Origin of the sequence: Flavobacterium procerum (assembly GCF_042431625.1) — a bacterium.
GTDB lineage: Bacteria > Bacteroidota > Bacteroidia > Flavobacteriales > Flavobacteriaceae > Flavobacterium > Flavobacterium procerum.
In genome coordinates this window covers 38186-56634 of record NZ_JBHLYW010000033.1, presented here as the reverse complement: position 1 = coordinate 56634, position 18449 = coordinate 38186, and the positions used below count along the sequence as shown (strand labels likewise).

Genomic DNA, 18449 nt, shown 5'->3' with positions numbered 1-18449 from the left:
GGCTGCTTATTTAAAAACAAACTTCACAGACAAAAAAGAATGTCTGTGAGGCTTATTTGTAAATTATTTATAAAGATTTATTCTTATTTTTTAATCATTTTTTGAACAACACTTGTTCCGTTTTCAAATAAAATTCTAACCAGATATACACCTTGCGGTACATTTGAAAGATCAATTCTAGAAGAGTTTCCTGTTGAAATCTGCTGTCCAGTAATGTTAAATACTGTTATTTCCTTAACCGTTTCCGAGGCTTGAACTGTTGCATAGTCTGAAGTCGGATTTGGATAAATGCTGTAAGTTGCTTTATCAAAGTCACCTGTTCCTAATTTAGCTTCTACTTGTATCGTATAATCTTCTGTTTCTCCTTGTGAATTATATCCGCAAGCACCAGAACCTATCCAACCGCTTACAGCTTTAAAACGAATTCTGGTTGATCCCAAAACTGCATTTGGAGGAACAGATGTGGTAAATTGCACAGCGCCGCCTACTTCTTCGTTTTGAGAAACGTATACCATTTCATTATCATCAAAAACGCTATCCTGATTCCAATCTATCCAGACAGATAAGAAAGTAAAGCCTACCAATGAACCTGTAAAATGAACATTAAAAGTTACATCGCTGTTTATTGACGCTGTTAATACTTTATCTGTAAAATCACTATATCCTCTGCCAGAACAAGTTGATGCATTATTTAGATTTGCCGTTGCTCCAGTTGTAGCAACGCTTATGATAGATAAGTTGTCGCAGCCATTTACAAAATAAGATTCACAATATTTTGTAGGCTGGCCAGATATCGTAATTTCGATTTCAGTCGCTACAGCAACATTCGATTTAAGCGTAGCTTTGACTTTTACAATACCATTGTCTATAGCAGTCACTTTTCCGTTGGCATCAATAGAAGCAAAAGCACTTCCTTCAATAATTGTCCAATTTGCATCAGTACTAGCAATTACTTGATTGTTTAGAGAAGCGACTAAGTCTAGAGTTCCTTTTTCTGCTGTTATTGAAGCAGGAACATTGTTACGTGTTGCAAGAGTTAAGACATCTGTAATCGGTTTTTTTGTTGTAATAGCTAAAACCGACATTCTGATTTGTGATGCATATTCTGCAGTGGCATCTCCTGCAAAATCGAAGTTTACACCCGTAATCGTTTTATTTTGATTGCCTGTATCAACATTTAATACAACTTCGTAAAGCTTAGGATTTGTGCTGTTTCCTTCTAAAGTATTATTAGCTGTGTTGACACGTCCAATTCCTTGAATAGCAAAATTATTTCCGTCATACCAGTCCGAAACTGTTACGTTGTTAATAGTTTGTTTAGTTCCATCAGCAAAATTAACTTCGGCGTTGAATTTCAAATTGTTTGAACCACCTCCTGAAGCAGCTGTCAATACATATAGTTTTTGCGAATTTGCTACTGAGAAAGCTAGAGTTCCGCTGTTTGCAGCACCGTTTCCTACATGTGATGGTGTAAGGAAAAGCGCATTCGGACCAGAATAATCTGCTAACTGGAACGTAACTCCAGCTGTTGCAGCACTATTGATTTTACCATCGGCAGGAAGTCCAAAAATTGGAGCTGAGTTACCAGCTACCGCTTTAAAGTCTAAAGAAACTAAAGCTCTGGTATTTGCTTGATCAAAACCAACTGTAGTTGATGCAGAAGCATTTCCGATTCCGTTGGCAATAATATCGTGATTAAAACCAGAAGTAATAGCAACAGGACCTTCTGTTGTTGTGGTTGCGTCTGGAGAACCGCACACGCTGATAGCTAAGATAGCTGTTGTCGTAGCATTTCCAGATGGAGCTGTTTGTGTGAACGTGATAGAGCTAATTGATTTTTGTTGATTCGCTATATCCAAAACAAACTCGTTTTGGTAAATTCCAGTTTGAGATAAACCGTCAAACTGATTTAGCGGAGCCCAGCTTGCACCACGAGAAACTCTTCCGATGTTGGTAATTACTTTATTAGAAAGCGAACCAGTCTGCCACCAGTCGGTTGCCTGAAGCGTAAAAGATTGATTTGTACCATCATCAAAGTTTACTTTGACTGTAACGGTATTGTTTCCTTCGGCACTAACTGAAGCTATATATAATTTTTGCGCTTTTTTAGGCGCTGCCAAAGTCAAAGTTCCTGTATTGGTAAGGCTGTTTCTTAAAACTAAAGCATTGTTTGTAGTGAAATCTTCGAATTGAAAGTCAAGACCTTGTATAGAAGTACTTGAAATAGTTCCATTTGAAGGTAGACCACCTCCAAAAGCAACAGCGCTAGCTGAAGAGCTGTGTGGATTTTTAGGAACAAAGTTTTTTGCGTAATAGACATTTGCGGCATCGATAATTGCAGTAGTTTTTGAATCAGCATTTCCATCAGTTCCTTCTGCGACAACATCGGCATTAAAACCAGTCAGTTTAAGAGTAGAAAAAGTACAGGTTTGAGGTGGTGTCTGATTTGAAATTGTGATCGTAATTTCTGCTGACAAAGCTGTGTTTTCAACAGAAGTTACTTTGATTGTTGCTGTTCCATCTGCTTTTGCAGTTACGAGCCCGCTCGAAGAAACCGACGCAAAATCCGATCCCGAAGAAATGCTCCAAGTTACATTTTGTGTTGCATCTGAAGGAAGTACTTTTTTAACCAATTGCAAAGTTCCGCCTAAAGTTGTTATTGCAGCTGTCCCGTTGTTTAAAACGGCAACTGTCACTTCGGTTACTGGAAGCTGTTTTTTATGCACAATGACCGTATAATCTTCGGCTTGACCGTATCCAGTTGTATTACAGGCTCCAGCGATAGATTGATTGGTTGTTGAGTAGTATTTTTTAACAATTCTCATTTTAGTATTTCCAGTACGAGCATCAGCAGGTACCACAATGTTTCCTGTTAAAGTTGAAATGGATGCATTTCCTTGAATGTATCCTAAATAATAAGCTTCGCCTTCATCTAACAACGAACCGTTATGATTCCAGTCAAAGTATACCGTAATGTGATTAGCAAAATTATTTATAGTATTGGTATCGTTATTACCAGAAACCGAAATAGGGTAGGTTACACCTAAATCTACATTTCCATAAACACTTGTAAAATCTTCATAAGCAGGAGTAGAACTTCCTATAGTTTCTGGACTTGGATTTGAAATTCCTGCAAATGTAACCTGTGTAATGGGCTCTGTGTTTTGAGGAAACTTAACCTCGCAGTATGTTGTGATAGGAGTGTCAATATCAAATTTTTTCACCACCAATTTTCGAACACTACTGTCTGAATAAGCCAAGATTAAATCATCATTATTGTCAACAACCAATGAATTGTAAGTGGCTTCACCAGTAGATACAAAACCTCCAATTTTTATCCATGTTTCGCCAGTAAAACCATAAACATGATTCCTTAAGAAATCAGAATTTTCCCAATTACTGCAAACCACATAAGGAACGCCAGATGCAGTAGCGGCAATACTAATGTACTGTCCTCTTCCTTCAGAAAAATTTTCTTCTCCTAATGTTTCCCATGTGGCACCATTGAATTTTTTTACATTTAATTTTTGACCTCCCGCACTTCCAGAAATAAAAGCTAAATAAAGATTGTTTGAACCATCAATAGCAAGTGATGAATTGTAATTTTCGCTATTAGAGGCCGCAGCGATATTGATAACATTTCCTACTGGCCTCCATGCTTGATTAGATGGCGCAGTTGTATCATTTTCATAAACATGAACATATCCATTATTATTAAAAGAAACATACAGTTTATTATTTGTGCCGATTTTTAATCCAATAAAACTTGGTGAAGCATTAGCGAAACCAATTGTACCTACCTGTTCCCAAACACCATTTACAAATCTTTTGATGGTTCCATTCGCTGTTCCATAAGCAGCGTAAACAATGCCTGAATTGTCTACAGCTAGTGCTTGTTGCGTAACCGAACCATTTTCGGGATTAGTTAGGCTGGTCCAAGAAGTGCCATCAAATTTTCTAACATTCAAACCACTATCTGGATAACCAGCTTGGTTAGAATAATAGATAGTTTGTGCATCTTTTACCGCTAAAGCACTAAAAGTTGCTATTCCAGAAGTGATTCCTGGCGAACCGCCAAGATAGGACCAATTTGTTCCGTCAAATTTTTGAACAGAACCCTTAGCTACAGTTCCATCGTAGTAAGAGACGTATAAATTTCCTGCATCATCTTTAGCAAGCTTATTAAAACTGCTTCCTCCAGTAGAAATTCCTGTTGCTGTGCCAACATTTTCCCATACTTGTGCCGAAATAACGAAAGGAAATAATACAATAAAAAAAGCGGAAAATAATAGTTTAAAGTAGTTTTTCTTCATCTAAATATTTGTAAAAAAATGTTCGTAAATAATCTTTGAAAAAATTATAATCAGTATTATTTTGATTTAGTCCAAATAATAATAATATTTGCCGCAAATGTCTTTACTAAATTTTTGTAAGGATTATTATAGGCGGATTAAATTTTATTACAAACGGATTATTTGATACTGATGAGTAATTTACAAATCAAAGAAACAAGCATTGATCAAACAATAAATATAGATTTTAGTTTTGATAGTCAGTATGTTAAGTCTGAAAAATGGGAGATTTCAAATGAGATAGGAGACGCTTTGTTTAAAAAATTCGTATTCAAAAATATTCATGTATGTTTTGGTAAGCTAAAGCTCAACAAGAGTAGAAGTTTGAAGTTTTCATTTTCCTGTCCCATAATCAAGATGCATTTTTCTTTGGATGGCTGCGCAATTATTCGTGATGGCGTTACAGGAAATGAAATAAAATTTACAAGCAATCAGCATAATTTGATTTATTATTCTGATTGTGGATATTCAATCAATTCAGAAGAAGAAAACGCTAGTACATCTTCTTTTCATATTTTATTTACTCAAGAACATTTCTTGAGTATTCTGTCTGCTTATTATCCCGTTTTGGATTCTTTTCATGAAAATATTAAAAATAATCGTTATTCGGTTCTGAGCCCCAAAAACATGATTATTACGCCCGAAATGCAAAGCATTGTAAATGAAATTATGCATTGCAAAAGAAAGGGTACTCTTAAAACGCTGTTTACAGAAGCTAAAATTTTGAAATTGCTAATGCTTCAGTTTGAACAGTTTGAATTTGCAAATTCTAATCTCAAAGAAATGAGTTTGAAAGAGTATGATATTGAGAAAATTCATTTGGCAAAATCGATATTAGAAGAAAATATTTCTGTATCTCTTTCATTAGTTGAACTTTCGCGTAGATCTGGTTTAAATGATTTTAAACTTAAAAAAGGATTTAAAGAAGTGTTTGGCACCACCGTTTTTTCTTATTTGTATGAAATCCGAATGAATGAAGCCAAGAAACTTATAGTAAAAAATGAAAAAGCAATTGCAGAAATTTCTCTTTTGTGTGGCTATAAGTTCGTTCAGAATTTTACAAAAGCATTTAAAGATAAGTTTGGAGTTACTCCGAAAGAGTTTAGAAAAAGTAATTTGTAGATAGTCTGAAATGTATACACAGTTTTGTCGCATCTGAAAAATTGAAACAGAATAAGTCCGATAACTACTTTATTGAAACTTTTTGAATAGGCATTAATTGTCTTAATTATACAATTCAAAATCTTCTTAGTCTGTTGCGTCCAAAAACACATTCAACAATCTGTGCAAGACTACGATAGCTGTCAATAAAATCCCCATTGTTTTTACAACTGTTGAACGTTTTAGGACGGTTTTTCAGTTTAGATTTACGTTACATTCTTTATTAATTCAAAAATAAAGAATACATATTTGGGATGTTTTAATTATTCTATAAAACTGTTAAAATGTTTAATTTAAGATAATATAGTATTGTCTTAGGATAAAATATAGTTGAATTAATTTGTTAATTGTGTCTAATTTTACAATTGTTAAAACATTCAATTGGCTCGGAATTATTGGCTATTTTTAATAAATTTATATTCTACACAATAAAAATTATTTTTAAAACATTTTAAAATCTTCTGGTTTAAAGTTAAACTAAATATTAAATTTTTTGAATATGAAATTATCTAGACTATTACTATTTACATTGTTAAGTTTTGGCTCTATACCTACAACGGATTTATGGGCACAAGGTGGAGATCAGATTCTGGACGGTATTGGCGAAACAGGATTGATTGCTCGTTATGTGTTTGATGGCGATGTAAAAGATTGGTCTCGAAATAATCTGCATGGTAATATGTCAGAGTCCAAAATGAAATTTGATAATGATGCTCAATTTGGAAAAGTACTTTCTTTAACAGCAGGCAGTAATAGTTATGTTACGATTCCAGGAAATGTATTTGCTAATGAAGAATCGTTAAGTATTTCAGGATGGATTTACCTGCTTTCTGATCAGCGAAATCAGCATTTTTTTGATTTCGGGAAAAATACTAAAACCCATTTTTTTGTTGCTCCAACTGGAAATAAAGAAAAAGGTAATTTGCAAACAGAAATTGCTACAGCAGGAGAAAAGTATAAAACGGATGGCCCTGTTTTAGAACTTAATAAATGGGTTCATTTGGTAGTTGTAATTGATATTCCATCAAAGTCTTTAAATACTTATGTTGATGGCGTTTTAACGGGAACAACTAAAATTGCAAAATTAAAACTAGATCAGTTATTCGATTCTAATACAGCTAAAAATAATGTTTTGAATATTGGGAAATCAATTTCGCCCGAAGATCCGTATTTAAAAGCAAAATTGCATGATTTTAGAATCTACCGAGTTCCTTTAACAGAAAAACAGATTGGAAAAATTTATCATAATTCTTTAAAAAGCGAAGCAGAAGAAGAGGAACCGGAACAGCCGACAGGCGATCTGCCAAAATATCCAGCGGGAACACCTCAATTGTATAATCAATATCTAACTGGTATTTCAGATATCAAAGTACAGACTGTAGTTGGAGATCTTCCTAGATTGCCCGGAACTTTAAAAGGAATATATGCTAACGGAATTGAAGGCCCAGAAGTTAAAGTAATTTGGCCGGCACCCACTGATAACAGTTCGGTTTTGAAAGCAGGACAATATATGGTAACCGGAATAGTTTCAGGTACAGAATTAAAACCTAAAGCAGTTGTTACCGTTCAAGAGGTAAAAGAAGCTGCGACTCCAGAACTTAAACTGAAAGCGTTTAATTTAGATGAAGTAGCATTAAGCTCAGATTCTCATGGACATGACACAAAATTTATTGAGAATAGAGAGAAGTTCATCAAAACACTTGCAGCAACAAATCCAGATTCTTTCTTGTATATGTTTCGCAATGCTTTCGGGCAAAAACAACCAGAAAATGCAGAACCTTTGGGCGTTTGGGATACACAGGATACAAAATTACGCGGCCATGCAACAGGACACTATTTAACGGCAATTGCTCAGGCGTATGGAAGTACAGGATATGACAGTGCGTTACATGAAGATTTCGCCAAAAAAATGGATTATTTAGTTAATACGCTTTATGATTTGGCTCAACTATCTGGAAAACCTCAAACAGCTGGAGGAGTTTCAGTATCAGATCCTACAGCGGTTCCTTTTGGACCAGGTAAAACAACCTATGATTCGGATTTAAGTACAGAAGGAATTCGTACCGATTATTGGAATTGGGGGAAAGGTTTTATCAGTGCTTATCCACCAGATCAATTTATAATGTTGGAAAAAGGCGCTAATTACGGCGGGCAGAAAACTCAGATTTGGGCACCCTATTACACTTTACATAAAATTTTGGCTGGTTTATTAGATGTTTACGAAGTAAGCGGTAATGAGAAAGCGCTAGAAATATCCAAAGGAATGGGAGATTGGGTTTATGCTAGAATGAAAAAATTGCCTAATGAAACGCTAATCAGTATGTGGAACAGATATATTGCTGGAGAATTTGGAGGAATGAATGAAGTGATGGCACGCCTTTACCGAATGACAAATGAGAAACAATATTTGGAAGTAGCGCAGCTATTTGACAACATCAAAGTATTTTACGGTGATGCAAAACACTCAAACGGATTAGCCAAAAACGTAGATACTTTCCGTGGGTTGCATGCCAATCAACATATTCCGCAGATTGTGGGTGCACTTGAAATGTATCACGATTCCAAAACACCTGATTATTATCGTATTGCTGATAATTTCTGGTATAAAACCACAAATGATTATATGTACAGTATTGGAGGTGTTGCCGGAGCAAGTAATCCTGCCAATGCAGAATGTTTTATCAGTCAGCCGTCAACAATCTACGAGAACGGATTCTCTGCAGGCGGACAAAACGAAACTTGTGCTACTTACAATATGCTGAAATTGACGAGTGGTTTATTCCTTTACGATCAGCGTGCGGAATATATGGATTACTATGAAAGAGGTTTATACAATCATATTTTGGCTTCGGTAGCAGAAAAAACTCCTGCAAATACCTATCATGTTCCTTTGCGACCAGGTTCAATAAAACAATTTGGAAATCCAAAAATGGATGGTTTTACGTGTTGTAACGGGACAGCTTTGGAAAGCAGCACCAAATTGCAGAACTCCATTTATTTTAAAAGCTTAGATAATCAGGCTTTATATGTTAATCTGTATGTACCGTCAACAGTAAAATGGAAAGAAAAAAATGTCATAATAGAACAGACGACTTCTTTTCCAAACGAAGATCATACGCAATTAACGATCAAAGGAGAAGGTAAATTTGATTTAAATGTTCGTGTTCCGCATTGGGCCACAAAAGGTTTTTTTGTAAAAATAAATGGTAAAGAAGTCAAAGTAAAAGCGATACCAGGCAGTTATCTTACGTTGAATCGTAAATGGAAAGACGGAGATAAAATTGAATTACGTATGCCATTTCAATTTCATTTAGATCCTGTAATGGATCAGCAAAATATTGCCAGCTTATTTTACGGCCCGGTTTTATTGGCCGCTCAGGAAACGGAGCCACTTAATGAATGGCGAAAAATAACATTAGATGCCAAAGATTTAAGCAAATCAATAAAAGGGGATGCAGAGAAATTGGAATTTGTGATTGACGGAATACAATTTAAACCATTTTATAATACATACGGACGTCATTCGGTTTATCTGGATATTACTTTAAAATAGATTGAAATAAAAAACAAGACCAAAACCAAACAAAAAACAAACTAAACAAGCATAAACAAAGATGGGAAACAAAAAATACAGACTTGGTTTATTATTATTTTTGAGCTGTACACTAAGTATTCAGGCTCAGGATTATTGGAGTAGAATTGAACAAAAAACACCTTCTTTGGGTATTGCAGAAGTTTATCAAAAAATAAATACACCTGCTTTTCAATTAAAACTGGTAAAAGCATCGCAGACAGTTGCAGGTTTAAGACCCATTAAAAACTTAAACTTTGATTTTACGCCTAGTGACCGACTTGAAATTAGAGACAAAGACGGCTTATATCATCTTGGAGATATCAATTTAAGAATTAAAGAAGGCAATGGCGATTGGCAGAGTTATTCTACAGCCGCAAAACGTGGCGCAGTTACGCCTTTGGCAACTTCATCAAAAGTTTTAGCGGCAGCCGATTTGGCGAATACTTTACCAAATAATATTCCAGTTACTGTTAAACGTTTTTATGAACTTGATGGTAATCAATTAGTAATGCGATTTGAGATTACAAATAAATCTGACAATGCTATTGAGATTGGTGCATTAGGAATTCCGATGGTTTTCAATAATATTTTAGAAGGAAAATCACTGAATGAAACGCATGCGCAAAATGTATTTTTTGATCCGTATATCGGAAGGGATGCTGGTTATCTGGAAGTAAAAAGATTAAGCGGAGAAGGGCCTGCATTAGTAGTGCTTCCAAAAGAAAATATGCCTTTTGAAGCGTATCGTCCGTTATTGGATGATCCAACGCCGAGAAGTATTGTTTTTGAAGGTTTTCATGAATGGATGGTATACAGTAAAGCCTACGCAGAAAATGAGTGGAAAAATGCACAGCAATGGAATACACCGACTTCATTAGTATTGAAGCCGAAAGAGTCTAAAAACTTCTCTCTAAAACTTGTACTATCTGAAGGAATAGAAGACATCCAAAATACGCTTGTAAAAGAAGAACTTCCTGTTGCAACCAGTATTCCGGGATATGTATTGCCTCAGGATATTAAATCACAATTATTTTTGAATTATAAAAGTGAGGTAAGTTCATTTGAAATTGAACCTAAAGGAGCATTGCAGATAAAAGAAGAAGGAAAAACGCCAAAAGGATTAAAAAAATATAGCGTTCATGGTGTAAAATGGGGACGTGCTGTATTGACAATCAATTATAAAAATGGTATAAAACAAACCATCAATTATAAAATCATCAAACCTGAAAATGAAGTGATTAAAGATTTTGGTCATTTCTTAACGACAGCACAATGGTTCGATCAGCCGGATCCTATTTTCAAAAGAAATCCTTCGGTAATTAGTTACGATTACGAAGCCAAAAAACAATTGACTCAGGACAGCAGGGCTTGGGTGGCTGGTTTAAGTGACGAAGGCGGAGCAGGAGGATGGCTTGCTGCAATTATGAAACAGCATATTCAGCCTGATAAAGAAGAAATCAAAAAATTAGAGCAATTTGTAGATAAAACACTTTGGGGCAATATTCAGTATAGCGAAGGAAAAAATAAATACGGAGTTAAAAAAAGTGTTTTTTATTACGAGCCAGATTCTTTGCCAAAAGGAACTTACAGTTCAGATGTAGATTATAAAACCTGGGCAGCATGGAAACATAAAGAAGCAAACGATCCGGGAAGATCTTATAATTATCCTCACGTTGCCGCAGCTTATTGGACATTGTATCGATTAGCGAGATACAATAAAGATTTGGTAGATACCAGAACTTGGGATTGGTATTTAAAGCAAGCCTATCATACTTCAATCGCAATGACAGAATTGGCGCCTTATTATGCTCAGTTTGGTCAAATGGAAGGTTCGGTATTTTTATATATTTTAGAAGATTTGAAAAATGAAAATATGACTGAAATGGCAGCTGATTTAGAAGCAAAAATGAAAGACAGAGCCAATCATTGGAAAGCATTGGATTATCCTTTTGGAAGCGAAATGCCTTGGGATTCTACAGGTCAGGAAGAAGTATATATGTGGTCGGATTATTTTGGTTATGATGAAAAAGCCGATGTAACTTTAAACGCAATTTTAGCTTATATGCCAACAATGCCTCATTGGGCTTATAACGGTAATGCACGAAGATATTGGGATTTTTTATACGGAGGAAAATTATCAAGAGTAGAACGCCAGATTCATCATTATGGCTCTTCTTTGAATGCGATTCCGGTATTGAGACAATACAGAAAAAAATCGGATGATTTGTATTTATTGAAAGTAGGTTACGGAGGACTTTTAGGGGGAATTTCAAATATTACCGAAGACGGATTTGGTTCTGCCGCTTTTCACTCTTATCCAACAGAGTTAAGAATTGATTATTTGTCAGGAGATTACGGTTCTGGTTTTTATGGTTATGCAGTAAATACAGCAACTTACATTACAAAAGATGCTGATTTAGGTTGGCTGGCTTTTGGAGGTAATGTTACTACAAAAGGTGATTTAGTAAGCGTAAAATTGACTACTGCGGCAAAATCTAAAGTATTCTTTGCACCAAAACAATTGTGGTTAACATTAGATGCAGGAACTTTCGACACCATTACTTTTAACACAAAAACAGAGGAAGTTGAAATTACTTTGAGCAGTAAAAACGAATTCACTCCAAATGCTTATTTAAGAATCGATAAAGATATAAAGCTTTCTTACCTAAAAGTAAGAGGAGCGTATGAAATACCATTAACCAACAAAGTGACTAAAATTAAATTATAAATGCATCTAAAATCAAAAAAACACTTTTGCAGAGGATTTTTACTGGTACTATTTGGAATAGGAATCAGTTTGAATATTGCAGCTCAGAAATTTGACAGATTTTTTCCAAAGAAAGATTTAACCACTGTTGGAGTCTATTATTATCCAGAACATTGGAATCAAAGCCAATGGGATCGGGATTTGAAAAAGATTTCAGAAATGGGTTTTGAATTTACTCATTTTGGAGAATTTGCCTGGGCGCAGTTAGAACCTCAGGAAGGAGTTTATGATTTTAAATGGCTGGATAAAGCGGTAGAAATTGCCGCTAAATATAAACTGAAAATTGTAATGTGCACCTCGACCGCTACACCGCCTGTGTGGCTGGTTCGAAAACATCCGGATATATTGGCAACTTATGAAGATGGCACCAAAACAGATCATGGTTCGAGACAACATGCTTCATTTTCAAGTAATTATTACAGAAGCTATTCTTTAAAAATGATTGAAGAATTAGCGAAAAAATATGGCAATAATAAAAGCATTATAGGTTGGCAGGTAGACAATGAACCTGCACGTTTTCTGGATTATGGAGCCGATGCACAACAGCGTTATCGAAATTGGCTGAAAAACAAATACAAATCGATAGAGGCTTTAAATGTGGCTTGGGGAAATAATTTTTGGAGTGGCACTTATACTGATTTTGAACAAATTAACATTCCGCTTCATAAAGAATGGGGAATGAATTTACATTCGCAATTAGATCATTATCGATTTGCTGATGAAGAAACAGCCACTTTTCTGGATTCACAGGCTATTACAATTCGAAAATATGTAAGCAAAGACCAATGGATTACTTCTAACTATAGATCCAACTACAATGAAAGTTTTGTGGGCATGAGTAAAGAGCTGGATTTTGATTGCTATACGCGTTATTTGGTTTACGGAGGAAGTTTAGGAATCGGTTCTCAAGGATATCGTTTGGGAGATTATTCCAGTATCGGAATGTCAAATGACTTTTTTCGTCCCTTAAAAGGAATGTACGGTTGTATGGAATTACAGCCGGGACAAGTCAACTGGGGAAGCATAAATCCGCAGCCAATGCCGGGAACTGTGCGTATGTGGCTGTGGCATGTTTTTGCAGGCGGCAGTAAATTTGCCTGTACGTATCGTTTTCGCGCGCCATTGTACGGTTATGAGCAATATCATTATGGGATTGTTGGCACAGACGGAGTAACAGCAACTCCCGGTGGTTTAGAGTTTAATCAGTTTATTAAAGAGATAAATACGCTGCGTAAAATGTATGATGCTAAAGCAGCATTGCCAGATTATTATTTGAAACGCAAAACGGGAATTTTGTTTAATGGGGATAATGTGATGGGAATCGACTTAAACAAACAAACTAAGGAATGGAACACTATTGGACATTTTCTGAAATATTATAAAGCCACAAAATCTTTTGGAGCACCAGTTGATTTTGTGAGGGATTCGACGGATTTCTCTAAATATCCTTTTTTGATTGTTCCGGCGTATCAAATGATTGACCAAAAAATGATTGACAAATTGACTTTGTACGCTAAAAATGGCGGAAACTTGGTGTTGAGCTGTCGATCCGGAATACAAAATCGTTTGGGACATCTTTGGGAAGCTAAGTTTTACGAACCAATGTGGAGCTTAATAGGTTCTGAAATAGAATCGTATGATTTATTAATGCCACAATCTCCGGGAGTAATAAAGTTCAATAATCAGGAGTTTGCATGGACAAGCTGGGGCGATTTATTAAAACCGAATAAAGAAACGGAGGTTTGGGCGACTTATGGAAGTGAGTTTTATGCCGGAAAACCGGCTGTTATTTCTAGAAGTTTAGGTAAAGGAACGGTAACCTACATTGGCGTAGATTCTAAAAATGGGGAACTAGAAAAACAAGTATTGCGAAAACTATATCAAAAGCAGAATGTAGCAATAGAAGATTATCCTGAAGGTGTAATGGTAGAATATCGTGACGGTTTTGGTATTGCAGTCAATTATTCTGATAAAATCTACGAAATCAATTTACCAAAAAATTCCAAGACAATTTTCGGAAATAACGCTGTAAAAACTTCTGATGTATTGGTTTGGAAATATTAATATCATTTAAAAACGCTTCAACTTAATTTTATTAGCAATGTCAAACAAAAACATATTTTACAACCTTATACTGCTAGTTTTCACCTTACAAGTCATTGCTCAAAAAAAAGTTGAAGTGAGTAATTTATCAACTGGAAATCCAATATTACCTGGATATTACGCAGATCCAACTATTAAAAAATTTGGAGACATTTATTATATCTATGCCACGACCGATAATGAAATGTTGGCATCAGGAGCTCCAACGGTTTGGTACAGTAAAGATTTAAAAAACTGGTACAATTATACTATGGAAATTCCGTCTTTTACGGCAAAACCCATTACCAATTTTTGGGCGCCGGATATTGTGGTTGGAAATGATGGTAAGTATTATTTGTATTTCGGAAACTGTGAAATTGGCTGTAATATTTACGGTTATGTTTCGGATACGCCAGTCGGGCCTTGGAAAAAACTCAATGAAAATGACGAACCCGTTATTTCTAATGGATATCCAAGAGAAGGTTTTCCATCTTTAGATGCACAATTTTTCAGAGATACCGACGGTAAAATATACAGTTATTGGGGAACTTGGGTGCATTATAATGGCGGATATGCCGTTGGAGAATTGAATAGTGCTACGATGAAGAATATGATGAATTCTAAAAATATTCCGTTAAGCCAGACACCTGAACCTTTCGAAGCTGCTTACATGATGAAAAAAGGAAACAAATACATTTTGATGTATTCCGGAGCTTCTTGTCATGATGAAACTTATAATGTACGTTACTCTTATTCAGATTCTCCTTATGGGCCTTTTAAAGAAGGACTTAATAATCCGATTTTGAGCACGAACGAAGATAAAACGACTCATGGCCCAGGACATCATTCAGTATTAGAAGATGGAAAAGATTATTACATTGTGTATCATAAACATGATTATCCAATGACACGCGGCGGTCTGGCAAGACAAGTCTGTATCGATAAAATGATTTTCGAAAATGATTCCACTATTGCAAAAGTGATTACTACTTCAAGCGGCATAGGAGAAATTGTCAAATCAAATGTACCCGAAAATATAGCTTTAAATGCTCGCGCCGCTGCATTATCTTATTATCATTTACAATCGTTAGAACACGATTACGAATATAAGCCTGATTTTGCCACAGATGATAATAATGCGACTATGTGGAAAGCTGGAAGTAATGCACTTCCACAGGATTTAACTGTAGATTTAGGAAGTGTAAAACCAATAAAAAGGGTCATGACCCAATTTGAATTTGCCAGTTATTATTATCAATACACTTTAGAATATTCGACAGATGGAAAAAATTGGCAGTTGTATGCCGATAAATCAAAAAATCGTACTTCGGGAAGTCCGATGATTGATGATAAAAATGTTACAGCACGTTTCTTAAAGCTAAAAGTTTTAGGTACAGAAAAAACAGGACTGTATGCGGCAGTTTGGAATATAAAAGTGTATAGCGAATTATTTGAACTTCCTTTACAATTAGAAAATAAAAAATCAAACACAGAACAAGCAGCTGTAAGTTCACATAAAATGTTGATAGATATTGATGTAACTAATGAAAAGTATGGAAATTCGTTTAAGAGTCTGCCTAATAAAGGTTCTTTAGGAGGTGTGTTTACAAAAACAGGAGACGTAAAGATTTCTTGGGATAAAGAGGATAAAATTAAGGCACTTGAGTTTGTAAATGGCGCTTTGATGTTAGATAAACCCGTTCCTAAAACTTTGGCTTGGAATAGTTCTTACTCTGTGGCAGTTTGGGTAAAAAATCCAGAGGTAGCCAAAGAAGGAGAGTTTCTGGCCTCATGGTGCGATCGTTCTGAAAATAATCTGGCCAATTCGTTTAATGCATTGGCTTACAATAGCGGACATTATGGTGCGGCGCCACATTTAGACGGTCATTTTGATATGAAATACAACAAAGTTCCGGAACAAAATAAATGGCATCATATTGTTTTGACTTTTGATGGAGTGGTAGAGAAAATTTATATCGATGGCGTACTTGATAACTCTCAAAATATGATGTTATCATCGGCTATCAAAAAGGCAAAAATTATAATTGGAGCTTCAGATATTGGAGAGAATTACTCCGGTTTTATGGCCTCTTTAAAAATGTATGATTATGGTTTGACTAAAGATGAGGTACTAAATCTACTGAAACAAACTGCGCCTAAAGCAACTAAAGAACCTTCTGCAAAATAGTATAAAAAAATAATAGCATTCAAAAATGAAAAAAAGAGTACTGATTTTATGTGGCTTATTGTTGTGTGCATACCAAGCTTCTTCTCAAACTTATGAGGTTAAATCTCCAAATGGAAGAATTCAGATAAAAGTGAACAATTCTAATAAAATTTCCTGGTCGGCATCATTAAATGGAAATTTGATTATTGAGAATGCTGAAGCCGGAATGGATTTTTCTTCTAAAACCAATTTTGGATTAAATCCGAAGGTTAAAAAGCAAACGGTTAAAAGTGTATCTCAAAACATACATGCTGTAGTGCCAATTAAAGAGTCTGAAATTAAAGATGAATACACAGAACTTTCGATTACTTATCAGGGAAATTATAAACTTAATTTCCGTGCCTATAATGACGGAGTGGCTTATCAGTTTGTAGATGAGGCCAAAGAAAAACGAAATGTAATTTCAGAGAAAGTTTCGTTATCATTTCCTAACGGTTCACGTTCTTTATTTCCGCAGGAAGAATCGATGTATTCTCATAACGAACGTTTGTATTTGGATAAATCTTTAAATGAGATTGCGTCAAAGGATTTTTGCAGTCTTCCTGTTTTGTTTACGACTCCAAAAGCCAAGGTTTTATTTACAGAAACTGCCCTTCACGATTATCCGGGATTGTTTTTGAAAGGAAATGGAAATACCACTTTAAATGCTATATTTCCAAAATACGTTTTAGAAGCAGTGGATAAGGATGGAAAATCAGATCGTGTACAAACCATTACAAAAGAAGCTGATTATATTGCCAAAACAAGCGGAAACAGAGCTTTTCCTTGGCGTGTATTTATTATCAGTGATGACGATCGTACTTTGGTATCAAGCAATTTGTCTTACCAGCTTGCAGCACCAAATGCACTTAAAAATACCGATTGGATCAAACCGGGAAAAGTAGCTTGGGATTGGTACAACGATAATAATATTTACGGCGTTGATTTCAAAGCGGGTTTAAATACCGAAACGTATAAATATTTTATAGATTTCGCTGCAGCGAATAAAGTAGAATATGTAATTCTTGATGAAGGCTGGACAAAATCGACTACCAACATTCTTGATTTTAATCCCGCAATGGATGTTAAAGAATTGATTCGATACGGAAAAGAAAAAGGAGTCGGGATTATTCTTTGGGTACTTTGGAAACCATTAGACCAAAATTTATTGCATATTCTGGAAACTTATAAAAGCTGGGGAGCAAAAGGAATAAAGATTGATTATATGCAGCGCAACGACCAATATATGGTCAATTCGTATGAGCAGATTGCGAGAGAATGTGCCAAACTGGAATTGTTAGTTGATTTTCATGGCGCATTTAAACCCGCAGGTTTACACCGAATGTATCCAAATGTATTGAATTATGAAGGAGTAAGAGGGAATGAAAACAACAAATGGAGTACAGATATTACGCCAGAACATACTGTAACCATTCCGTTTATCAGAATGGCAGCGGGGCCAATGGATTTTACTCCAGGTTCGATGATTAACAAACAACCTAAAAACTTTGCGATTAGTTTTAATAATCCAATGACAATGGGAACTCGAGCGCATCAGGTGGCGATGTATGTGGTCTATGAAGCGCCTTTGCAGATGATGTGTGAATCGCCATCAACGTATTACAAAGAACAAGAAACAGTCGATTTTATCACTCAAATTCCAACAGTTTGGGATAAAACAGTTGTACTTCATGGTTCTGTTGGAAATTATATTGTGGTGGCAAGAAAAAAAGGAGATAAATGGTTTATAGGAGGAATGACAGATGCAGACGCCAGAGAATTATCAATAGATCTTTCTTTTTTAGGAGAAGGAAATTTTTCGATGGAAGTTTTTTCAGATGGAATCAATGCAGAAGCATTTGCACAAGATTATAAAAAAGAAATTGTAGAGGTTAATAAGAATACTGAAGTAACAGCTAAAATGGCTTCTGGAGGAGGCTGGTCGGCAATTATTACAAAAAAATAATGACTTTACTTTATAAGATAAAAAGCTTTTTTCCGGCACGACTAGAGCGATAGCGACTGGCGAAGCAATTCACGAATAAGCGTGAATCACTGCCTTTAAAAAATTAAAAATTCGCACAAATTGGTGTAATTTGTGGCAAACCTCAATGATAACAGATTATTTTTTTTGCCACGAATTGCACGAATTTTCACAAATCATTGAGTTTAAAAAAAGCAATTTGTGAAAATTTGTGAAATTTGTGGTAAAATTTAAAGACAAAGTATTTAATCTTTTTTAATCTGTGCAATCAGTGGCAAAAAAAAACTACATCTTCCAAACGAAAGATGTAGTCTGTAATGAGT

The 18449-nt window shown here is 35.3% G+C and carries 7 protein-coding genes; 6 read left to right on the top strand and 1 reads right to left on the bottom strand.

The window, feature by feature from the left end; all coding sequences use genetic code 11:
* Window positions 1–83 precede the first annotated feature (83 nt).
* Window positions 84–4313, bottom strand: coding sequence for a GEVED domain-containing protein (locus ACFFLS_RS26000; RefSeq protein WP_379682415.1), 4230 nt, complete (start codon window positions 4311–4313; stop codon window positions 84–86).
* 171 nt (window positions 4314–4484) lie between these two features.
* On the opposite strand from ACFFLS_RS26000, the gene ACFFLS_RS25995 reads away from it, so the two are divergent.
* From ACFFLS_RS25995 to ACFFLS_RS25970, 6 genes are all read left to right on the top strand, one after another.
* On the top strand, window positions 4485–5474 hold the full coding sequence (locus ACFFLS_RS25995) for a helix-turn-helix domain-containing protein (RefSeq protein WP_379682414.1): 990 nt from the start codon (window positions 4485–4487) through the stop codon (window positions 5472–5474).
* Window positions 5475–6012: 538 nt separating this feature from the next.
* Window positions 6013–9066, top strand: coding sequence for a beta-L-arabinofuranosidase domain-containing protein (locus tag ACFFLS_RS25990; protein ID WP_379682413.1), 3054 nt, complete (start codon window positions 6013–6015; stop codon window positions 9064–9066).
* Window positions 9067–9127: 61 nt separating this feature from the next.
* Complete coding sequence (locus ACFFLS_RS25985; RefSeq protein WP_379682412.1) at window positions 9128–11815, top strand: DUF5695 domain-containing protein; 2688 nt, start codon at window positions 9128–9130, stop codon at window positions 11813–11815.
* Window positions 11816–13918 (top strand): beta-galactosidase, encoded by a 2103-nt coding sequence (locus ACFFLS_RS25980; protein WP_379682411.1) that lies wholly within the window; start codon window positions 11816–11818, stop codon window positions 13916–13918. It begins immediately after the preceding gene.
* A gap of 115 nt (window positions 13919–14033) precedes the next feature.
* Window positions 14034–16124: a family 43 glycosylhydrolase gene (locus tag ACFFLS_RS25975; protein WP_379682410.1), complete on the top strand. Its 2091-nt coding sequence runs from the start codon at window positions 14034–14036 to the stop codon at window positions 16122–16124.
* A 25-nt stretch (window positions 16125–16149) separates the two neighbouring features.
* Entirely contained in the window at window positions 16150–18108 is a 1959-nt protein-coding gene (locus tag ACFFLS_RS25970; protein WP_379682409.1) for a glycoside hydrolase family 97 protein, read from the top strand.
* Window positions 18109–18449 lie beyond the last annotated feature (341 nt).